This is a genomic window from Rufibacter soli (genome assembly GCF_054781795.1).
Genome location: NZ_BAAGTS010000003.1, coordinates 26,900 through 46,132, shown reverse-complemented (window position 1 = coordinate 46,132; position 19,233 = coordinate 26,900). Strand labels below are relative to the sequence as shown.

Annotated in this window: 21 protein-coding genes; 6 read left to right on the top strand and 15 right to left on the bottom strand. The window is 50.8% G+C overall.

Annotated features, from left to right (window positions below; genetic code table 11):
- Positions 1-13: 13 nt before the first annotated feature.
- Positions 14-865, bottom strand: coding sequence for an agmatine deiminase family protein (locus tag ACYVJQ_RS13610; RefSeq protein ID WP_460893649.1), 852 nt, complete (start codon positions 863-865; stop codon positions 14-16).
- Positions 862-1,347 carry an HNH endonuclease family protein gene (locus tag ACYVJQ_RS13605; RefSeq protein ID WP_460893648.1) on the bottom strand — a complete coding sequence of 162 codons (486 nt, stop codon included), beginning with the start codon at positions 1,345-1,347 and terminating at the stop codon, positions 862-864. Before ACYVJQ_RS13605 ends, ACYVJQ_RS13610 begins: the two co-directional genes overlap by 4 nt.
- A 221-nt stretch (positions 1,348-1,568) precedes the next feature.
- Between ACYVJQ_RS13605 and ACYVJQ_RS13600 the strand changes: the two genes are divergently transcribed.
- Positions 1,569-2,831, top strand: coding sequence for an exo-beta-N-acetylmuramidase NamZ family protein (locus tag ACYVJQ_RS13600; RefSeq protein WP_460893647.1), 1,263 nt, complete (start codon positions 1,569-1,571; stop codon positions 2,829-2,831).
- Between the two features lie 89 nt (positions 2,832-2,920).
- Here the strand turns inward: ACYVJQ_RS13600 and ACYVJQ_RS13595 are convergent, their stop codons facing one another.
- Entirely contained in the window at positions 2,921-3,679 is a 759-nt protein-coding gene (locus ACYVJQ_RS13595) for a DoxX family membrane protein (RefSeq protein WP_460893646.1), read from the bottom strand.
- A 213-nt stretch (positions 3,680-3,892) separates the two neighbouring features.
- On the opposite strand from ACYVJQ_RS13595, the gene ACYVJQ_RS13590 reads away from it, so the two are divergent.
- A complete protein-coding gene (locus ACYVJQ_RS13590; protein WP_460893645.1) occupies positions 3,893-4,351 on the top strand; it encodes an META domain-containing protein in 459 nt (152 codons plus the stop codon).
- A 120-nt stretch (positions 4,352-4,471) separates the two neighbouring features.
- Here the strand turns inward: ACYVJQ_RS13590 and ygiD are convergent, their stop codons facing one another.
- The 7 genes from ygiD to ACYVJQ_RS13555 all read right to left on the bottom strand — a co-directional run bounded on the left by ygiD (position 4,472) and on the right by ACYVJQ_RS13555 (position 10,151).
- On the bottom strand, positions 4,472-5,302 hold the full coding sequence (ygiD, locus tag ACYVJQ_RS13585; RefSeq protein WP_460893644.1) for a 4,5-DOPA-extradiol-dioxygenase: 831 nt from the start codon (positions 5,300-5,302) through the stop codon (positions 4,472-4,474).
- A 177-nt stretch (positions 5,303-5,479) separates the two neighbouring features.
- Complete coding sequence (locus ACYVJQ_RS13580; RefSeq protein ID WP_460893643.1) at positions 5,480-6,109, bottom strand: Crp/Fnr family transcriptional regulator; 630 nt, start codon at positions 6,107-6,109, stop codon at positions 5,480-5,482.
- 11 nt (positions 6,110-6,120) lie between these two features.
- Entirely contained in the window at positions 6,121-6,570 is a 450-nt protein-coding gene (locus tag ACYVJQ_RS13575; RefSeq protein ID WP_460893642.1) for a hypothetical protein, read from the bottom strand.
- A 68-nt stretch (positions 6,571-6,638) separates the two neighbouring features.
- Positions 6,639-7,067, bottom strand: a complete 429-nt coding sequence (locus ACYVJQ_RS13570) for an SRPBCC domain-containing protein (RefSeq protein ID WP_460893641.1) — start codon at positions 7,065-7,067, stop codon at positions 6,639-6,641.
- Positions 7,068-7,142: 75 nt separating this feature from the next.
- Entirely contained in the window at positions 7,143-8,087 is a 945-nt protein-coding gene (locus tag ACYVJQ_RS13565; RefSeq protein WP_460893640.1) for an NAD(P)H-dependent flavin oxidoreductase, read from the bottom strand.
- Positions 8,088-8,219: 132 nt separating this feature from the next.
- The gene (locus ACYVJQ_RS13560) at positions 8,220-9,119 is read right to left on the bottom strand and encodes a carboxypeptidase-like regulatory domain-containing protein (RefSeq protein WP_460893639.1); all 900 of its coding nucleotides are present in this window, start codon (positions 9,117-9,119) and stop codon (positions 8,220-8,222) included.
- Between the two features lie 33 nt (positions 9,120-9,152).
- The gene (locus ACYVJQ_RS13555; protein ID WP_460893638.1) at positions 9,153-10,151 is read right to left on the bottom strand and encodes a sugar phosphate nucleotidyltransferase; all 999 of its coding nucleotides are present in this window, start codon (positions 10,149-10,151) and stop codon (positions 9,153-9,155) included.
- Positions 10,152-10,470: 319 nt separating this feature from the next.
- Between ACYVJQ_RS13555 and ACYVJQ_RS13550 the strand changes: the two genes are divergently transcribed.
- From ACYVJQ_RS13550 to ACYVJQ_RS13535, 4 genes are all read left to right on the top strand, one after another.
- A complete protein-coding gene (locus tag ACYVJQ_RS13550) occupies positions 10,471-11,049 on the top strand; it encodes a LemA family protein (RefSeq protein ID WP_460893637.1) in 579 nt (192 codons plus the stop codon).
- 175 nt (positions 11,050-11,224) lie between these two features.
- Positions 11,225-11,689: a TPM domain-containing protein gene (locus tag ACYVJQ_RS13545; RefSeq protein ID WP_460893636.1), complete on the top strand. Its 465-nt coding sequence runs from the start codon at positions 11,225-11,227 to the stop codon at positions 11,687-11,689.
- Positions 11,686-12,474 carry a TPM domain-containing protein gene (locus tag ACYVJQ_RS13540; RefSeq protein WP_460893635.1) on the top strand — a complete coding sequence of 263 codons (789 nt, stop codon included), beginning with the start codon at positions 11,686-11,688 and terminating at the stop codon, positions 12,472-12,474. Before ACYVJQ_RS13545 ends, ACYVJQ_RS13540 begins: the two co-directional genes overlap by 4 nt.
- A 663-nt stretch (positions 12,475-13,137) precedes the next feature.
- Positions 13,138-13,713 (top strand): hypothetical protein, encoded by a 576-nt coding sequence (locus tag ACYVJQ_RS13535; protein ID WP_460893634.1) that lies wholly within the window; start codon positions 13,138-13,140, stop codon positions 13,711-13,713.
- 102 nt (positions 13,714-13,815) lie between these two features.
- On the opposite strand, the gene fbaA is transcribed toward ACYVJQ_RS13535, so the two are convergent.
- The 5 genes from fbaA to ACYVJQ_RS13510 all read right to left on the bottom strand — a co-directional run bounded on the left by fbaA (position 13,816) and on the right by ACYVJQ_RS13510 (position 19,148).
- The gene (gene fbaA / locus ACYVJQ_RS13530) at positions 13,816-14,883 is read right to left on the bottom strand and encodes a class II fructose-bisphosphate aldolase (RefSeq protein WP_460893633.1); all 1,068 of its coding nucleotides are present in this window, start codon (positions 14,881-14,883) and stop codon (positions 13,816-13,818) included.
- 52 nt (positions 14,884-14,935) lie between these two features.
- Positions 14,936-15,220 (bottom strand): 2TM domain-containing protein, encoded by a 285-nt coding sequence (locus ACYVJQ_RS13525; protein ID WP_460893632.1) that lies wholly within the window; start codon positions 15,218-15,220, stop codon positions 14,936-14,938.
- Positions 15,221-16,010: 790 nt separating this feature from the next.
- A complete protein-coding gene (locus ACYVJQ_RS13520) occupies positions 16,011-16,811 on the bottom strand; it encodes a cyclase family protein (protein WP_460893631.1) in 801 nt (266 codons plus the stop codon).
- 62 nt (positions 16,812-16,873) lie between these two features.
- The gene (locus tag ACYVJQ_RS13515) at positions 16,874-17,557 is read right to left on the bottom strand and encodes a 2'-5' RNA ligase family protein (RefSeq protein WP_460893630.1); all 684 of its coding nucleotides are present in this window, start codon (positions 17,555-17,557) and stop codon (positions 16,874-16,876) included.
- 265 nt (positions 17,558-17,822) lie between these two features.
- Positions 17,823-19,148: a TraB/GumN family protein gene (locus ACYVJQ_RS13510; protein ID WP_460893629.1), complete on the bottom strand. Its 1,326-nt coding sequence runs from the start codon at positions 19,146-19,148 to the stop codon at positions 17,823-17,825.
- Between the last annotated feature and the right edge of the window lie 85 nt (positions 19,149-19,233).

Genomic DNA, 19,233 nt, shown 5'->3' with positions numbered 1-19,233 from the left:
AAGGGGAGTGGTGTTAACCATTGATATTCCAGGTAGCACAGTTTAGTACACCTCCCTGGTGGGCAATTTCATTGGATAAAATAGGATATACCTTGCAGTGAGGGTAAAGCTCCTTTGTTCTTGCCAATACGAATTCATCTTCTGGTAAATCAAAAAATGGAAGTAGAACGACATTCCCAATCTGGGCGAAATTGATGTAACATCCCCTAGCAGTATAATCACCGTTCTCATTCTTCTCGTCCAAAGGCACATAAGGGAAGGAGATAATCTCTAAACCCGTTTTTTGTAAGGCCAGTGCAAAGCGCTTTTTCCAACTTGGGCTTTCCGTTCTAAAATCATTTACCAGTAAACGGTGGTCGTCAAGGAACCTAACCATTCCATCTGAGTGGCCGGTAAAGTCATCTGGTTGGCTGGGGATGATAAATATTTCCTCCAAATGCAGTTCGTTTTGAAGAACCGCTTTCACCTCATCTTTTGATAGGTGACTATTCTCCTTGAAAACCCTCTCTGTGATTATTGCTTTACCTTTTGCCTTAACCACATTGCCCCCATCTAAATTCAAGGCTGAAGATTTGATGGGAAAATGCCAGTCAAAGGTTACCTCAGAAACATCTGTCCTAAGATGACGGTATTTGGCATTATCCAAGTAGCTTGGGTAATAATTGAACTGTACCAACTCTCGTTCTGACACCTGAACAGGCATATAATCCCGGCACCAAATATCTTTAGTGCCTTGTAGTAGTTTGTAACCTATACCTTCTAGGGCTAAAATATTTTTGAGCCTTGCCCAAAATGGACGGCACTTTTCTTCGGTGGAAAGTAAGGAAGAGAGGTAAACGAAATTGGTCTCTTGATCTGTAATCATTCAGCTAATCGCTTCTGCCAAACATTTTTGATTGCTTGTCCAATCTGCTTAAATTCTTCCTCCGTGAATGTATCCGTTTTAGCATTGTTGCACCAGTAGCAGGCACATACAATGTTGTCTAAGGTATACGCTTTATTAGGTTCCTTGCGGTCAATCTCAAATTTTCTTCCACGGTTCCGTTTGGTTAAGGTTTGATTCTTATCCCATAAAGCATCTAACTGCTCTTGTGTGATTCCACAGTATTCACACTGTTTTAATGCTTCATGCCAATTCTTAAATTCATAAAAATCCATTTCTCCCTTTAAAGCCTTAGACTTCCACACACGCAAGATTTCAGCCAATTTCTCACGGGTAGGTTTTAAGGTATTCCATAAGGTTCTACATTCTTCCAGTGAGATGTCATGCTTTTCGGCTATTTCATGATACTTAACTTGTTCAATAACTGCTAATCGTAAAAATTTCTCTTCAGTGGTTTCCTGCATATATTTAAGTAAGATTCTTTTTATAATTCTTGCTTCTAGTGAGATGAATATAGTGAATTTAAAATAGAGTTTCAGTTGCCTCAAAATATGATACTCAAGTACCTACGTTCACTGAAGCTTTCTAAAATTATTTAAAATATCCACTTAAGTCGCCGATAACTCTTTACATTAGCAGTCGCTCTTCACTCTATCATCAACTCAACTTTATTTCCCTCCTAACCATGCCCAAACCCATCCTCACTTTTATTTCCGTTGGCTTGCTCACCCTGGCCCTAGGCTGCTCTTCCTGTTCTAAAGAAGCCTCTACGGCCAACACAGCTGCTAGCGGCAAATCCACCTCCGCCAAACCCGGCAAAGGTTTAATCACCGGCGCTGATCAGACGGAGAAGTACGTGCCCTACCTGAAGGGCAAGAAAGTGGCCATGGTGGTGAACCAGTCGTCTACCATTGGCGGCAAGCCCAGCGTGGATAGCCTGCTGGCGGCCGGGATTCAGATTGTGAAGGTGTTTGGGCCGGAGCACGGGTTCCGGGGCAATGCCAGCAATGGCGCGCACGTAGGTGATGAGGTAGACGCCAAGACCGGTATTCCCATCATCTCACTGTACGGTAAAAAGAAAAAGCCCAGCAAAGAGGACCTGGCCGGGGTAGACGTGCTCATCTATGACATCCAGGACGTGGGCGTGCGGTTCTACACTAACATCAATACCCTGCGGGATGTGATGGAATCTGCCGCCGAGCACAACGTGGAACTGATGGTGCTGGACCGGCCCAACCCGCATGGTTATATGATAGACGGTCCTATCCTGGACATGAAGTACAAATCGGGCATCGGGCAGTTCCCTATCCCGGTGGCGCATGGGCTTACGGTGGGTGAGTTCGCGCAGATGGTGAACGGCGAGGGCTGGATGGCCAATGGCCTTAAGCTCAGTAAGCTCAACATCATCAAACTAGCCAACTACCACCATGATATGCCGTACGTGTTGCCGGTGAACCCTTCGCCCAACCTCAACACGCCTCAGAGCGTGATGCTTTACCCCAGCCTGTGCTTGTTTGAAGGCACCATCATCAGCCAGGGGCGCGGCACGCACATGCCCTTCACGGTTTTAGGCGCGCCGGCGCTCAAAGGCAAATATGAATTCAATTTTACGCCAGTGAGTATTCAGGGCATGAGCGAGACGCCGTTGCACATGAACGAGGCCAGCTACGGCCTGGACCTTCGGAAGTATGACGTGGAGCAGCTACGCAAGAAGCGCCAAATTAACCTGGGTTGGATGATTGAGCTTTACCAGGCCTACCCGCAGAAAGAGCGTTTCTTTGACTCCTCGTATAGCAAGCAAATGGGCGTGATTGAAAGATTGATCGGTGTGGCCGACTTCCGGAAGCAGATTCAGGAAGGCTGGTCAGAGGAGAAGATCAGGGAGACGTGGCAGCCAGGGCTGGCCGCGTACAAAGAAATGCGCAAGAAATACCTCTTGTATAAATAAAGACAACCTTTCCGTTTTAAGCCTGTTTTTGCCAAAAGAGGCCGGAAACGCTCCGGCCTCTTTTGCTTTTATAAGGGCTGAAGGGCGGGTCAGGCCGTAGGGGCAAGACCATTAGAGTGGGAGCGGTTTTTGAGCCAGAGGTTGACCAGCAACAGCACAAATAGCAGGGCACTGATGGCCGCAATAAACTTATGCGTGTACGGCAGTTTCATTCCTATGGTGAGCAGGCACATGTTGCCAATGGCCATCAGGACAATGGTTTTTTCCAGGGTGCTGAGTAAGGATCCCCGCAAGAGGGGAAGGCCGGCCAGCAGAAAGGTGACAAGCCCGAACACCAGCGCGAAAGTAGCCGAGAAAGGCGCCACGACCAGCGTCGCCAAAGCAGCGGCCAAAACAGCCCACGGCCAAGGCCCTTCCCTGAAGGCTTCCAGCGGCGAAGGCGGTACCTGAGAAGAGGCAATAGGCGAAAACAGAAACTGGAACCTTGGGTATTCATAGAGTAACAGCAACAGGTTCAGGAGCAGAAACACTGCGTTCACGTACGGGGTGCCGGTCCAGTGCTGTGACACGGTCACTGCCAGAATAGCAATGTTCATGGGCACCAGCATGATGGCGCCTAGCGTGCTGAACCGCTGCGTGAACAGCAAGGCCCCTATGATTACCTGGCAGCAGGCCACCACCTGGGCAAAAAAGCCCAAGCCATATTGGGCCAACCGCTCCTCCAGCCACGGCGGACCAATCAATTGCCCAAACTGCCCATGCGTGAGCTTGCAGACCCCCGCCGAGAAAAACACATAGCCCAGGAATAAGCGGGTAAGCAATAACAGAAAGTCTTTGTAGGTAAGCATGGCTATAGGAGATTTACGTGGCATTAAATTAGTAGCGGATGCACCTCATATATTACAGTGGGCCAGGCTTTTGCCTCTGAGGGCCTCCGGGCTGGTTCTGGGGGTACGACCATTATGGGCCGTTTTATGCAGGAAAAATGCCTAAAAGCCGGCTATTCGCTTTTTTAGGCCCCATGTTTGCATGCCGGTAAGCAACGCAATGTATTTACACCCATGAAAAGCAACTTCATTTTAGCGGGGCTTGCCGCCTTCACGCTCCTGGTAGGCGGCTGTACCCCCAGCGCCACTCCGGTTACTTCCACTACCACGGCTTCTACGCACACCAATGACCCCAACTTCTTGAACGGAAGCTGGAAACTGGTGAACCTGAACGGTAAACCGGTCTCTGCGGCAGATGCCTCGCGCACGCCCCAGCTCACCTTCCAGGTAGCCGAGCAGCGGGTAAACGGCTTTACCGGCTGTAACCGCGTTTTCGGTGGGGTGACCGCATCAGCTACCCATCTTTCCTTCCAGCACCTGGGTTCCACCCGCATGGCCTGCGCCGAAGACACCCTGGAACAGCCTTTCCTGGCCGCGCTCTCAGACACTGCTTTGACCTACCAGGTAACCGCCACGCAATTAACCCTGCTGAAAGACAGCCAGCCGGTGCTGGTCTTTGCTCGGGCCAAGTAACCTTGCCGCTTGTAAACCAGAAACCCCGCGTTTTGGGCCTGTTTTCAGGAAAACAGGCCCAAAACGCGGGGTTTCTATTGATAGGTGGGTATGGTGCTTGGAGCCGCCTTTCCTTTAGACTTAGGCCCCTATTTTCACCGAGGTCATGTTGAGCGAGCCGCCTACCAGTTTGTCGTTGAAGAAGGAAGCCGGCTCGTCTTTGCCTTGCAGACCTAGGGTATAGAGCAAGGGCAGATAATGCTCAGGGGTAGGAATAGCCATGAGTGCCTCTTTGCCCAGCTTCTGGTAATGGATCAGCGATTGATGCTCGCGGTTCTGGATCAGGTCCTTGAACTTGTCGTTGAGGGTGTAGGCCCAGTCATAGCCACCGCCGTTGATCATAGACCAGTTCACCATACGCAGGTTATGGATCATGTTGCCACTGCCCATGATCAGCACACCCTTCTTCCGCAGGGCGTTCAGTTCCTTGGCCAGGTCATAGTGGTACTGCGGGCCTTTGGTATAGTCAATGCTCAGCTGCAGGACCGGCACGTCGGCGCCCGGGTACATGTGCCGGACAATGGTCCAGGTGCCGTGGTCCAGGCCCCAGTCATGGTCCAGTTCCACCTTTGCCGATTTCACCAGCTCTACGGTTTCTTTGGCCAGCGCGGCGTGCCCCGGGGCGGCGTATTGCACGGCAAACAACTCCTTCGGGAAGCCCCCGAAGTCGTGGATGGTTTTAGGGAAATCCATGGCCGTGATCTTGGTACCCTTGGTAAACCAGTGCGCCGAAACCACTAGCACCGCTTTAGGGGTAGGTATCTCCTGGGCCATTTTAAGCCAGCGTTGGCTAAACTCGTTGTCTTCAATGCCGTTCATAGGCGACCCGTGGCCAATAAAGAGCACGGGCATGGTATATTCCTGAGGCGCAAGGTCCTCGGTAAATTTTCTGAAAGCGCTTAATGTGGTCATAGTAATGGCACCTCCTGCCGCTAATTTTAAAAAGCTTCTTCTTTCCACGGTTATTCAAGTTGCGTGAAGAATGTTGGGCGAACCTGGGGCCGAGGCTATCTTTTCAACAACAGCGTGGTCACCTCAGATTCACTACACAAAGGTCGGGAAGGAAGGGCCGGAAAAGAATAAGGTAGTTTAAGAAATGGCCTGCTGGTAGAGGTCCAGGCCTTCAGACTTGATGGAACTGAAGAATTCGGGCGTGATGCCCAGGTAGGAGGCAATGTGGTACTGGGCAATGCGCTGGGGCAGGGTGGGGAATTTGAGGAGGAAATCGCGGTAATTCTCGGCTGCGGTTTGGGTCATGCCTGTGAGCATGCGCTTCTTAAAGGCGAAGTAGCCGTTTTGGAGCAGTTTTCTGAAAAACAGGTTAAAAACAGGATACTGCTCGGTGAGCCGGTCAAAGGCATTGAAGTTGATGGCTACATACTTAGTCAGTTCCAGGGCCTGAATAGACAGCAACGCCGGCTTGTTGAACGCCACGTCACTGATCCAATAACCTTCAATGGCAAACTCCAGGTTTACCTCTTTGCCCGCCTGGTCCACAATGAAAGACCGAAGGCAGCCGCTTTGTACAAAATACAGCGTGTGGTTCTGGTCACCGGTACGCAGCAGTATTTCCTTTTTACTGGCCTCCCGGGGCTCACAGATAGCCAGAAAAGTCGCTTCCTCTTCCGGGGAAAGCGTTACGTGTTGGGCAAGGGCGGTAGTGAGGTTGGCGGGAAGCAAACTATAGTAATTAGGATGGATGGCTACTGGTGAACTCAACTAATCTGGAACTACTGCTTACCGGCTTGCACCTTTACGCGATTATCTGATACCCCCGCATTATATTCATATAATGAAAGGGCAAGCGTATTGCCTTGTAAATTCCCTTCAATACTGAATGTGCAGCCACAGCCTCTGGCAGACATAACATACGTTAAATCGCTTCCCGCTACCTCTACTTTCTCATACTTATACATTTTGCCAGTAGGCAGTTCTACTGAGACCGACACTTTTTTACCGTCTTCCGGATGCCTGGCTATCCTGACCAGGACCTCTGTGAAAGAAGTGTCCCTCCTGATGTAACTTTCAGAACCAGAATAATCCACTTGCGCAGTGCCCCTGTAGCTCCCAATGAAGTTCTGCGGATGATCTGCCTCTTCTGTTTCTTCACAGGAAAGGAAACAGAAGAGGCATGGCAACACAAGCCAGCAAGCATTTTTGGGAACCCTAAAAGAAGACATGGAGCAAATCTGATTTATTGGCAATAAGTAATTCCTGCAGGGCTGGCTGCCTACGCCCGGTACTTTCTTTATTGCTGTGCCTCGGCGTAGGTTTTAAAGTTATCCAGAATGGCTTGCCAGCCGGATCTTTGCAGCTCAACGGTATTCTGGTCTTCCACCTCAAAGGTCTCGGTTACCTGGGTCTGGCCGTCCTGGCTGTCAAAGATGATGGTAACCTGGCGGTCGTCATCCAGTTTGCTCACAATGGTTTGGTAGGGTACCACCTGCTCATAGGTGCCGCAATAGTCAAAGCCCATGCTGCCGTCTTTGGCTTCCATGCGCCAAACAAAGCGCCCGCCCGGCTGCAGGTCATTGGTGGCGCTGGGGCACTGCCAGGTATCTGCGGCAAAGTTCCAGTGCGTGATATGCTCAGGTTTGGTCCAGAACTCCCATACTTTCTCTACGGGTAACTGAACGGTGGTTTTAACGGTGACGGTGGTTTTGTTTTTTGTTTGCATAGCGGTTGGGGTTGAGTGAAGCGCGTAAGTGAAAAAGAAGTAGGCTTTAAATGGTTCTCTGCTTTGTGAAGGGTTTTACCACTCGGTACACAGCCGGGCCTTGGCGGCCAGAAACTCCTGCCACATCTCCTGCACAATGTCGCCGGCGGGCTTTATATCATGCACCAGGGCGGCGGCCTGACCTATCTCCAGTTCGCCCTCATCCAGGTCGCCTTCATACATGCCGCGCTTGGCGCGTCTTGAGCCCAGCAGTTCCACCAGTTCCAAGGTAGAGGCGCCTCTTTGCTCGGCGGCTTTTACGTCTTGGTAGAATTTATTTTTGAGCAGGCGCACGGGCGTGAGTTGCTTCAGAGACAGTTCGGTATCACCTTCCTGGGTCTGGATGACGCGGTCTTTGAAGCTCTGGTGCGCGCTGGATTCCACGCTGGCCACAAACCGGCTGCCTACCTGCACCCCTTCGGCTCCCAGGGCCAGTGCCCCCAAGATGCCGGCCCCGTTGGCAATGCCACCGGCGGCAATTAAAGGCAAACTAACCGCTTCCCTGATCATAGGAATCAGGCAGAAGGTGGTAGTTTCTTCGCGGCCGTTATGTCCGCCGGCCTCAAAGCCTTCAGCTACAATGGCATCTACGCCGGCCTCCTCGCACTTGCGCGCGAACTTGACGTTGCTTACCACGTGTATTACCTTGGCGCCGTTGTCCTGTAGCTTTTTAGTCCAGGTCTTTGGGTTCCCCGCCGAGGTCACCACCACGGGCACCTTCTCTTCCATGATGATCTTGAAATGCTCTTCCAAGTCTGGGTAGAGCAGGGGCACGTTCACGCCAAACGGTTTATCGGTGGCCGCCTTGCATTTCTGGATGTGCTCCCGCAGCGTGTCTGGGTACATGGAGCCCGCGCCAATAAGACCCAGCCCACCGGCCTTGCTCACCGCCGAAGCCAGCTTCCAGCCGCTGCACCAGATCATACCGGCCTGTATGATAGGATATTGTATGTTGAAGAGTTGGGTGATTCTGTTTTGCATTGTTTTTTAAGTATCAGGTAGCAAAATTGTCAACTAGTGCTTCACATGTGCACCTACCTAACGTAATGGCAACCGGACCAGGTAAATTGATTTGTTAAATCCTTCATAAATCAGCAAGCTACCTCCTTCTTCCTAGTTATAGCCTATCTTAAATCCAGCTCCCAAACTTATTTCTGTAAAGGAACCTAGACTATACACCTTGGCAAAAGTATGTATCCATTTAAACTGCCTGTTGAGGTCCCCTTGGTATTCAACGTTATCTCTAAAGATTGCAGCTTTCCCTGTTATGTAAAGTCTTAATGGTTCTCCTGTGTATGTTCCTAGCCCTAAAACTGGTCCCGTTGAGTTTTGCTGTAGTGCATCACTCTTTCTGTAATAAAGGTTGCTATAGCCTATAATAACGTTAAGATAATCTAAGCTCCAAAAAGGTCTGCTGAAATTTAAATCGGCCTCAACGGAATTAACTTTTGTTCTCAAATTTTGGTCAAAATTTACTTTCCGGTAATGCCACTTGGCGTCCATGTCAAAATCACAGGTTACCAAAAAGTGATTCAACTCTATCTGGGCATTATAAAACTTGTTTTCATTTAAATCTGATTGTAGTCCTATAGCGCTTTTGAGAGTTAGGTCCCTATAGAAGGCCGGAAGAGATAATTCTATTCTACCTCCTACGGGAGTATGGAACACCCCGCTCATTGCAAAGAGGCTTAAAACCTGGTGGTCAAAAAAGTCTTTATAACAGATTGATTTAAGCATCACCTCAATGGCGTCCTTCCCATTTAAATGTATTTCCTGAGGCAAAAACCCAATAAATGAAATAACTAAAATGGCATTTGGGTTGCTTACATCAAGTGTAAATTTTCCATCAATAGATGTGGCTGCACCATTTTGGGTTCCCTTTTCTAAAACGGTCGCTCCTGGAAGAGGGAGTTTATCTTCTTTGGAAAATACGCTGCCATACACCTTTGATTGGCACAAAGCCTTTCCTGAAAACAGAAGGAACAAGAAGAGGAATATGTGAGCTTTTAGCACGGGCCAACTTCACTTTTAATGGGTTTATAATCCTCAGCTGCTAAAATCTATCTCCGTACTATCCCCAATATTCAATCGCTGGCTCAGGCCTTTCAAAGACGAGTCTGAACCCACCAGCGAGTCTTCCAGCACAGCGTACCCCAACTCGGCGTAGCCGCCGATGATGGAGTTGCGCACGATGGTGTAGCTGAGGATGGCGCTCTCTCCTATGGCCACGTTGGGACCCACAATAGAGTTGGAGATCTGCACGCCTTTGCCAATGCTCACCGGCGGAATGATGATAGTGTTGGGGAACTCGGGGTAGTCAGGGCGCCGGAACTCAGGGCGATTGAGCAGGGTGGCGTTTGCCTGTAGCAGGGTTTCTTTGCGGCCGCAGTCAAACCAGTGGTCTACCGTGAGGGGCACCATCTGCTCGCCGTTCTCAATCATGTGCATGAGGGCATCCGTGAGGTGATGCTCATTCTGGGTGCGTATGTCATGGGCAATAATGTGCTCCAGGGCCTCGGCCAGCCGGGCGGGGTGCGCCATCTTATAGAGTCCCACCAGCGCGAAGTTGGATTTGGGGATTTTAGGCTTCTCCACCACCTTTGAGATAAACCCAAAGCGGTCCAAGTCGGCAATCCCGAACATAGAGGGCGTCTTTACCATTTTCACGGCCAGCATGGTATGCTCAGACTGCACCAATTGCTGCATGTCTACGTCCACAATAGTATCACCTAGCTGAATGAGCACACTGTCTTCGTGCCGGAACGTTTCGCGGGCGGCCCACAGGGCGTGTCCCAGGCCCTCACGGGGCTGCTGCACCACAAACTCGGCCTGTATGTTGGGGTACTTGCGCTGCACGTAATGCATGATTTTCTCGCCCAGGTAACCTACCACAAACACAAACTGGGTAATGCCCGTGGTTTGCAGGCGTTCAATGATATGGCCCAGAATGGCTTTCCCGGCCACGGGGACCAGCGCTTTGGGTTGGGTGTGGGTATGGGGCCTTAAACGAGCGCCCATGCCAGCCACCGGAATTACTGCTTTCATACAAAGAATTGGAAGCTTTTACTCCCCAAGCTACGCAATTCTGCCGGTTTTCCTGCATGCCAGGCAGCGGCCTTGCCCCTGCCCTGTGATATAAGCGGGGTAAATTAAATAGCCGTTCTTGAATATTTAAGCAGAACCTTGTTACCTTTAGCAGGGGCTTGCTTACCTGGGCGTTTCTGACCCAAACCAGTTTTAAAGCCGTTTTAACGAAATTCAACTAAAACCGTACATTCTACGCGCCCCCTCCGTATAGAGGATGCCTCTGTGTAGGAAGTACGCATGTAACTAATACCTAATTCTGCATAACTAACCCACCACTATGAAAAAATTATTGCTTTACTTTTTTGGTTTGGTAGTCCTTCTCTCCCAGACTTCCTGCGGGTACAATGACATGGTAACAAAAGACGAGCAGGTGTCCAGTGCATGGGCGCAGGTACAGAACGCCTACCAACGTCGCGCCGACCTGATCCCTAACCTGGTGAACACCGTGAAAGGCGCCGCCAACTTTGAGAAGTCAACCCTGGAGGCGGTCATCAACGCCCGCGCCAAGGCCACCAGCATCCAACTGAATGCCGATCAATTGACGCCCGAGAACATGGCTAAGTTCCAGGAGGCCCAAAGCCAACTTAGCGGCTCACTCTCCAGACTGATGGCTACCGCCGAGGCTTACCCAGACCTGAAAGCCAACCAGAACTTTCTGGAACTGCAGGCGCAGCTGGAAGGCACTGAGAACCGCATTACTGTAGAGCGCCAGAAATTCAACAACTCCGTGCAGGATTACAACTCCTACATTAGGGCATTCCCGCGTAACTTCTTCGCCGGCTGGTTCGGGTTTGAGAAGAAAGGCTACTTTGAAGCCGATGCCGGTGCCCAAAAAGCGCCTACGGTTACTTTCTAGGCTGCTGGCCAATGGCGCATCAGGTAGCAAGTCCTTACAGGAACTGCTTGTGCTCCCATGCCAGTTACGCTCGCTCTTACGTGCGTTTTGAGGCTGTTTTTTCAAAAACGGCCTCAAAACAGCCTTGCTTTCCTTTCTGCAAAACCCAAGACTCCAGACTCAGAAATTCCCATTAATGGCGCGCGAAAACATCACCGAAGCAGATGAGGCCCTCATTGTGAAGGCCATTCAGGACGCGGAAAACAACACCTCTGGTGAGATACGGGTGCACATTGAAGACACCTGTGACGGCCAGGTGCTGGACCGGGCCACCCAGGTCTTTGCCTACCTGCACATGCACCAGACCAAACTACGCAACGGCGTACTGTTTTACGTGGCCCTCAAGAGCCATAAATTTGCCGTATTAGGCGATGCCGGTATCAATGCGGTGGTGCCCAAGAACTTCTGGGAAGAGATCACGCAGCAGGTCATCGCCGACTTTAAGCAGGGCAACTATGCCCAGGGCCTGAGTGTGGGCATACAACGGGCGGGCGAGCAGCTTAAGCAATATTTCCCCTTTGCCGGAGAGCACAAGGATATCAATGAGTTATCTGATGATATCTCCTTCGGTAGTACCCTAGACGAGACCCCATCCAAATGAGAAAACATATCTGGCTTCTGGGCATGCTGTGGTGCTGGGCACTTAGTGGGCTGGCGCAGGACTTTCCGCCCCGCCCCTCGCCCCCGCGCCTGGTCAATGACCTGGCCAATATTCTCTCGCCGGAGCAGGAAGCCGCCCTGGAGCAAAAGCTGGTCAACTACAATGACAGCACCTCAACCCAGATTGCCGTGGTCAACATCACCTCCATTGGCCCCTATGACATCTCTGACTACGCTTTTCAGTTAGCCGAAAAGTGGGGCATTGGCCAGCAAGGCAAGAACAACGGTATTCTCATCCTCACCGCGGTGAATGAGCGCAAAGTCTTCATTGCCACCGGCTACGGCATGGAAGGCGTGGTGCCAGACGCTATTGCCAAGCGCATTACCGAGTACACCATCAAGCCCGAATACCAACAAGGCAACTATTACGCCGGCCTTGACAAAGGCACCAGCTTTATCATTGACGTGGCCAGCGGCGAATACAAAGCAGACCCCCGCGAACAACAGCGCGGCGACGAAGAAGGCGGTTTCCCCTTCCTCTGGATTATCATTGGCGTCCTTATTTTGCTGGTAGTCATGAGCCGTAGAGGCGGTGGCGGCAGAGGCGGACGCGGCGGCGGCATGCGCACCCTGGGCGGTCCTTTCTTTCCACCCGTTATCTTCGGGGATTTCTCCGGGGGGCGCGGCGTGTTTGGCGGCGGAGGCGGCTTTGGAGGAGGCGGTGGCGGTTTCGGCGGCTTTGGAGGCGGTAGCTTCGGAGGCGGTGGTGCAGGCTCAAGTTGGTAGTTTTTCGTCTTTGCCGAGAGAGAAATGCTCTTTTAATTATAACCTGTTTTAAGGGTGTTTTTTTGAAAATAGGCTTAAAATGATGAAGATAGCCCTTGCTGGTTTTAGAACCGGTGAGGGCTTTTTTCTTTTTTAAGGATTTGTCTTGCTATAGTAGTTGTGCCCGCCGTTGTTGGTGTTCCTAGGGGCCAACGACTTAGACTGCCTTTCCATCTGCCATTAAGCCTTTACTGTCCATTTACTTCCTACCAAGCCTCAGGGTTGAAGTCGGGGCCTACCCGCGTCTGTCACTTTTCTCCTTGATGAGAAAAGTAACCAAAAGAATCAAGAAGCCCCGAACTCGCTGCCGCTCAGACAGGCGGGGCTTCACTCTGGTACCACCCGGTAAAAGTCCTCTGTTCCATAGGAAGCCTGCGCCACTGCCAGTTGCAAGGTCATTGCTTACCCTTCCCCAAGCTTCGGGCTACGCGTGGCGGCCCTCCGCAAGGTCCGGGGCAGATTAGCCTACTGCTGCTTGGTCCGTTGCAAGGCCTGCATCGCCCTCTGTTTTTCTTTCAAGTATGGAATGAGCAATGATTTGCCATCTTCTAACAAAAGAAAGATATATGAGAATACTTTTCCTTTTAACGGTGATGTCTTTATTGATTTTTAGCTCTTGTGGTAATGAAAAAAACCGTTGGTGCTAAATTGCTATTGCCACCAGAAAAAGAACTTCATTCTATTATCAGGACTATAATTCAGGAGGATAGTTTGCCGGTTCTTATTGGTAAGTCAGGACAATATCCTTTGAGTGCTGTGGTAAAAAGCTTTAGGATTTCACTAGATACTTCTAATCATCCTGTTGTTTGGCCCGGGGAAGGTATACGATGGAAGGATTTGCTTTCAGTCAAGGCTGATTCTTTAGGCACTAGTAAGTTATTTGCGCTAGAGGATTCAGCCTACGTCATGTTCTTAAATAGCTCTTGGTTGAAAAAACGTAATACCATTAAAAATTTAAGAGCAGACAGAATAAAAGTAGAGGCCTTGTTGAATCTGGAAGAAGGGTTAAATGAATCACCAGCAAAAGCAACCGCGTTTTATATCTTCTCCAATCCTGTTATTTCTAAAGACTTTTCTAGAGCCTACATTGAATTGGCCTTTGCTTGTGATCGCTTATGTGGTTATGGTCATTCCTATAGTTTAAAAAAGGTAGATAGGAAATGGCGTATTGTTAATGAAGAGATAACCTATTTTGAATAAGAACAGAGAAGCCGCTCCAATTTGGAGCGGCTTCTCTGTTCTTATGAAGGCATGCTGCTTATAAATAGCACATCAGCACATTAAATAATCAGCACATTAAGACTATGCGTTGCGGTTGAGGCAGTTCAGGTCTTCAAAGGCCTCTTTCAGGCGGGCAATGAAGGTTTCTTCGCCTTTGCGTAACCACACGCGGGGATCGTAGTATTTCTTGTTCGGGCTGTCTTCGCCGTCTGGGTTACCAATCTGGGCTTGTAGGTAACCTTTTTTGTCTTCGTAGTAGTTTTTGATGCCATCCCAGAAGGCCCACTGCATGTCAGTGTCAATGTTCATTTTGATGGCGCCGTACTCAATTGCTTCCTTAATCTTCTCTTTCTCAGAACCAGAGCCGCCGTGGAACACAAAGTGTACCGGGTTCTCAGAGGTGCCGTATTTCTGCTGGATATATTCCTGGGAGTTTTTCAGGATCTCGGGGCGAAGCTCTACGTTGCCGGGCTTGTACACGCCGTGCACGTTCCCGAAGGCGGCCGCTACGGTAAAGCGGTGGCTGATTTTCTTCAGTTCCTCGTAGGCATGGGCTACGTGCTCAGGCTGGGTATAGAGGTGCGCGCTGTCAACATCAGAGTTGTCTACGCCGTCTTCTTCACCCCCGGTCACGCCCAGTTCAATCTCAATGGTCATGCCCAGCTTGTTCATGCGCTCCAGGTAAGAAGCACAAGTAGAGATGTTCTCTTCCAGTTCCTCTTCAGAAAGATCCAGCATGTGGGAGCTGAACAGGGGCTTGCCGTGTTGGGCATGGAATTTTTCGCCGGCATCTAGTAAGCCGTCAATCCAAGGCAGCAGTTTACGGGCGGCATGGTCTGTGTGCAAAACCACCGGTACGCCATAGGCCTCGGCCATTAAGTGTACGTGGTGCGCGCCAGAGATAGCGCCGGCAATGGCAGCGGCCTGACCGTCATTGTTAAGGCCTTTGCCCGCGAAGAATTGAGCACCGCCTTGTGAGAATTGAATGATCACTGGCGAGTTTACTGCCTTAGCTGTTTCTAGAACCGCGTTGATGGAGTTAGTGCCAATCACGTTGACGGCTGGCAGTGCGAAGTTATGTTTATTGGCGTAATCAAATAAGTCCTGCACCTCATCTCCGTACAGAACACCAGGTCTAAATTGTGGCATCGGTTTACTAGTTATGTCTGTGAGCAAACTTAACTAATTTATCTGGAAGGTTCTACACCTTCTTCCGGCGGGCCAGCTTCTCATACTCTCTTTCAGTGGCATCATCCTGGAAGCCGTAATAGGCATCATAGAAATTAAACGCCAGGCCAATTCCCCACCCAAACGTTAACCAGGCGGGCCAGGGTAGCCCATCTACCGTAAAGTTCTCCCCATTGTTAGAGAAGTGCCAGACGGCCCACACCACCAGGTTCACCATAAGATACGTGAAGAGTTGCCTACGGAAAGCCACCCGTTTCTTCGCCATTTTCCAAAGGATTTTATCTTTCTCAGTTTCCATAGTCTATAAGTGAAAGGTTGAGATAGTATACACTAAAGATAGCCCTAAAATAAGATAAAGTGCTACTATATAGTGGTTAAGTTAAAACGAAGGATTGGCGTAAGTGTTTTACCCATTGAGATAATACTTCTGGAATGCCTGATTTTGGAAAGGATTTGCCGGAAATGGATTGCCTTGATGGAGTATAATGTTCGGGCCTTCAAAAGGGGCGAGGAGGAGGACCATGCATTAAATTAGGGCATTGTGGAGAAGTTTTCGGTAGGGCTCTATGCACTGTTAGGATAGTCAATTAACTGGTTGGCGCTTCGGGAAATAATCATCGGTTGGTGTAAACCCATTACTTCAGAGCTGTGCTCGCTGCCTCAAACCCTCGGTTGGGCAATCCTCAAGGAGAGAGCCTGTGCTTATTTTATAGGAATAGCGTTTTAAGCCTTTTTAGGAAAAACGTGCTCAAGACACCCTCCCCTTTCACCACACATTCCCCCGATTCCAGTCTTTACTTCGAGCGCCTCGCTTGTGGCCCTGCAGGGACTTTACTAAGGGCAGACTGCAACTCGGCCGCAAGGGCAGTGCGAGGGGGAAAGACGGGGCCCCGCGGCCGTGAGCGCTCGGAGGGAAACCATGAAACAACCAAGCATAAGGGCTTAAGGCGACAGCGGCACCACGCCAGCAGGAAGCGGAAAGGCGTGCATAAGTTCTAACCCAAAAGCGGCAGCTTGGGTCGTTAGGCAATAAGAATACCTATTACATAAAACCGGGGAAAATTACCATCACCTCAAACCTTCTTGCTTTAATGCGGTGCCTCCACAAAAGAAACTGTGCCTTCAACCAGCGTCAACACATACAACACCGGTTTACTTGGGCTCGCATCTATCACCAAGCTGGTCACCTGCAAATTCAACAGATACCACCCATCCACCACGTTATCCGGCACGAAAATTAATTCTGTGATAGTGGCATGCACCCGGGTATTAGAAGGATATTGCCAGAAAGCGTGGTGCGCCAGCAGTTGTCCGCCGTCTTCCTCGCGGTCTACGGAGGGTAGATCCAGGAGCAAGTGTTCTACACCTTGCACAGCCAAAAGCTCCGTGAGGGCGGGCTCCAAATAGGTGGGATTGGTACCGGAATACTGGGCAGTGCGTTTCTCTGGAGAATTGGGTAGAGTGCGCAAGACCAGGGCCTCGGGAAGGTTCTCCAGGGAAAGCTGGGCCAGCACGTCCTGGGCCATCACTACCAAGTCTCCGTTGTCCTGGAGCTGGGGTGTTACTGAGACCACCTGGGCCACAAACAGGAAGCGGTGCAGGCATTTGTCTAAGGTGGCAGCGGGGTCGGGCGAAATGTGGCCGTAGCACTCGGTGTGGGTGCCGTTGCCGTGGGGGGTGAGGTGCACGCGCTGGTAATTGGTGGAGCCGCCCAGGGCCACACTGCCTACATAGTCGCCTACGCGTATGGTTTCTATCTGCACAGGCTCAGCCCAGAAGCAGTTTACGTTGTCTGGGCCGGGCGCCAGGGGCAGTGAAATATCCAAGGGTTGCAGCGGGTTGAACTGGTACGTGCGGTTCCGGAAGGAAAGAGTGGCAGCAGAAAGCATGGGCAACGTTTTAGACCTGTTTTTGCTAAAATACGCGAAAAACAGAACGCCGTGCCAGAAAATCAGCCCAAGTCAAAAGTGGCCAAGGTTTGGGTATTAACCCGGCGTTGGTACCAATCATTAAAAACCAATTCCACCTGACGTATCTCTGTTGACCCAAAGAATTGCCTGCGGTATTCCCGGAGCTTGTTCAGGAAAGCCTGGGGGTGTGCCGGCGGTTTCGGGAGCCTGATCAACGAGCTATGGGCCGTCTGGAGCGTATACCGCTGGTCTATGGACTGCAGCAGCACAGATGACTGGAAAAGCATCCGGACCTTCTCCCGCAATTTGCCAAGCTCATCCCCAAGGGGAAACCCCTGCACCATCACGCAAGAAGGTGAGGCCGACACTCCCATAAACACCACTTTAAACTTCTTGATCGGCCGCAAGGCCTGTTCCACCACGTCTATGTAGGCCTGCGGCTGCACCTGGTCCAGGGTAAAGCCCGGGTAGCAGGAAATAATGGTGAGCAGCGTAATGTGAAAGTCAGTAGGCGGATAGTAATACAGGTCGGGTTCCAGTTGGGACATGTCTTGCAGAAAGTTCTGAATGTTCTCTCTTACCGGTTCCTTGGGCCGGGCCAGCAGCGTAATGCCTCTTCTGGTGTCATGGGGTGAATCTATCTGGTCATCCAGCTCATAGTCAGCGGCGGAAAAGTGCTGTTCTGCATTTTCCCAGAGGCTTTGGTAGTGGGCCGCTAAATCCATGGTGCAAGCAAAGGTTATTCATTAGGTTACCAAATACAGCAGAACCGGCCTTCCTATTCTGCCGCCTGGGGCTTGCGGCGCTTCTATGCAAACTTTTAGAAAGGTGTCAACCAGAGGTTGTGGCTTGCCTGAAGGTAACAGATACTTCTTATTACCTCTATGTTTTTACGCTAGTTTCTTTAAAACAGCCCATAAACAGCCGCCAGGCAGGAACCTTAATTTCACGCAGGCTCACTTCCTGGCGGCCGTTCAATGTCATATCTAGTTACAGCACCGGCAACGGGGTAAGCGCCTTAGAATTACGCACCAGGCACACGTACTGGAATACGTCACTTACGCGCGGCTGATCGCCTTTGAAATCAATGCTCTGGTTAGGGAACAGTACTTTAATAGTGGCCAGGCGGGAAGAGGTGCGGTACGGCGAATCCGGCGCATCAGTTTTGAACAGGGTCATAGAGTTTTCCTGGGTGACCGCCCGAAGGTCTTTGATGCCGTGCACAAACACCATGGGCCCGTCATTGTTGGCCATACCGGTATTAATAAAGCGCTGGCCTTTGCTCAGGAACGCGGGCATACCAGCGGCTGGCATCATGTTCTCGCTGTCAATGGTGTACACCCCAATAGACACGGTCTTGCCTTTGAACGGCGAATTGGCCTGCTGCAGGTAATAGGCAAACGGCACCCCGCGCTGCACTTCCACCGGAATGGTATGGAACAGACCCCACATACCGTACAGCTTCGCGTTTTCCAGTTTCCGGGCCTTCACCACGGTATTCAGGTTCAGATACATGACGCTATCACGGCGGGTTTTGCCATCTAAATAGGCCAGGTTCTCCAGGGTGTGCTGCAAATCAAATTGGGCAGGGCCCGAAAGCGTGGGCGAAGCGGCTTCCTGCATGAAGGTAGGCAGTATTCTCTGCGCCATAACCACCAGTGAATCACGGTCCAGGCTGTCCTGGGAAACCGCTTTCCGCAAGGCGATGAAGGCAGAATCTTGCTGCACAACGGCGGGCAGTTGGGCCAGGGTCTGTTGTAGGAACTGCTGCGTTACCTGTACGTCCTGGATTTTGTCTACTCCCAGAATGGAAATCTGCTGGGCTGCAGGCAAGGTCTGGTTGAGGGCTCTTATCTTTTTGAGTTTATCAAAGAAATTTTGGTTTCCCCACTGGGCATTGTTTCGGGCCCAGAACTGGAAGACGGTCTGTAGGTGGCGCTCCTCACCAGTGCGCAGGTACTCGTTCAGGAACCAGGCCTGGCTATAGTCTACCTCGGCTAAGTAATGCTTCAGGCCCACCCGCTGGTTCAGGTGTTGCAGCAGGGCAAAGTCCAGGTCCTGCGGCATGGCGCACCCGTGGGCTTCGCCTAAAAAGAAAATCTGTTTCTGATAAAAGGCGCTGTCAAAAATAGGGAAGGACGTTTGATCGGTAAGCCTTACCTCCTGCTTGTTTTTCTGCAGGTAGGCCTGGTGCGGCGTGCTCTCTCCGCCCACCGCTAAGAGGGCGTAAATACCATAGGCAATAAAGCCTAAGACAAGGAGTACAACAGGCGTAAGCAAGACAAACAGCGCGATTCTTTTTAAGATTTTTTTCATGACGAGGGTGGGTGAATTGTTTCGTCAAAAGTAGAATCTGGGGAAACACGCTGCTTGGGCTTGGGGCGCCTGGCCCGCTTTTTGG

What these genes read in the sequence shown, in the direction of transcription:
- ACYVJQ_RS13610 (WP_460893649.1), bottom strand. Translation starts at nt 865, where the DNA reads ATGATTACAGATCAAGAGACCAATTTCGTTTACCTCTCTTCCTTACTT.
- ACYVJQ_RS13605 (WP_460893648.1), bottom strand. Translation starts at nt 1,347, where the DNA reads ATGCAGGAAACCACTGAAGAGAAATTTTTACGATTAGCAGTTATTGAA.
- ACYVJQ_RS13600 (WP_460893647.1), top strand. Translation starts at nt 1,569, where the DNA reads ATGCCCAAACCCATCCTCACTTTTATTTCCGTTGGCTTGCTCACCCTG.
- ACYVJQ_RS13595 (WP_460893646.1), bottom strand. Translation starts at nt 3,679, where the DNA reads ATGCTTACCTACAAAGACTTTCTGTTATTGCTTACCCGCTTATTCCTG.
- ACYVJQ_RS13590 (WP_460893645.1), top strand. Translation starts at nt 3,893, where the DNA reads ATGAAAAGCAACTTCATTTTAGCGGGGCTTGCCGCCTTCACGCTCCTG.
- ygiD (WP_460893644.1), bottom strand. Translation starts at nt 5,302, where the DNA reads ATGACCACATTAAGCGCTTTCAGAAAATTTACCGAGGACCTTGCGCCT.
- ACYVJQ_RS13575 (WP_460893642.1), bottom strand. Translation starts at nt 6,570, where the DNA reads ATGTCTTCTTTTAGGGTTCCCAAAAATGCTTGCTGGCTTGTGTTGCCA.
- ACYVJQ_RS13570 (WP_460893641.1), bottom strand. Translation starts at nt 7,067, where the DNA reads ATGCAAACAAAAAACAAAACCACCGTCACCGTTAAAACCACCGTTCAG.
- ACYVJQ_RS13565 (WP_460893640.1), bottom strand. Translation starts at nt 8,087, where the DNA reads ATGCAAAACAGAATCACCCAACTCTTCAACATACAATATCCTATCATA.
- ACYVJQ_RS13555 (WP_460893638.1), bottom strand. Translation starts at nt 10,151, where the DNA reads ATGAAAGCAGTAATTCCGGTGGCTGGCATGGGCGCTCGTTTAAGGCCC.
- ACYVJQ_RS13550 (WP_460893637.1), top strand. Translation starts at nt 10,471, where the DNA reads ATGAAAAAATTATTGCTTTACTTTTTTGGTTTGGTAGTCCTTCTCTCC.
- ACYVJQ_RS13545 (WP_460893636.1), top strand. Translation starts at nt 11,225, where the DNA reads ATGGCGCGCGAAAACATCACCGAAGCAGATGAGGCCCTCATTGTGAAG.
- ACYVJQ_RS13540 (WP_460893635.1), top strand. Translation starts at nt 11,686, where the DNA reads ATGAGAAAACATATCTGGCTTCTGGGCATGCTGTGGTGCTGGGCACTT.
- ACYVJQ_RS13535 (WP_460893634.1), top strand. Translation starts at nt 13,138, where the DNA reads ATGAAAAAAACCGTTGGTGCTAAATTGCTATTGCCACCAGAAAAAGAA.
- fbaA (WP_460893633.1), bottom strand. Translation starts at nt 14,883, where the DNA reads ATGCCACAATTTAGACCTGGTGTTCTGTACGGAGATGAGGTGCAGGAC.
- ACYVJQ_RS13525 (WP_460893632.1), bottom strand. Translation starts at nt 15,220, where the DNA reads ATGGAAACTGAGAAAGATAAAATCCTTTGGAAAATGGCGAAGAAACGG.
- ACYVJQ_RS13520 (WP_460893631.1), bottom strand. Translation starts at nt 16,811, where the DNA reads ATGCTTTCTGCTGCCACTCTTTCCTTCCGGAACCGCACGTACCAGTTC.
- ACYVJQ_RS13515 (WP_460893630.1), bottom strand. Translation starts at nt 17,557, where the DNA reads ATGGATTTAGCGGCCCACTACCAAAGCCTCTGGGAAAATGCAGAACAG.
- ACYVJQ_RS13510 (WP_460893629.1), bottom strand. Translation starts at nt 19,148, where the DNA reads ATGAAAAAAATCTTAAAAAGAATCGCGCTGTTTGTCTTGCTTACGCCT.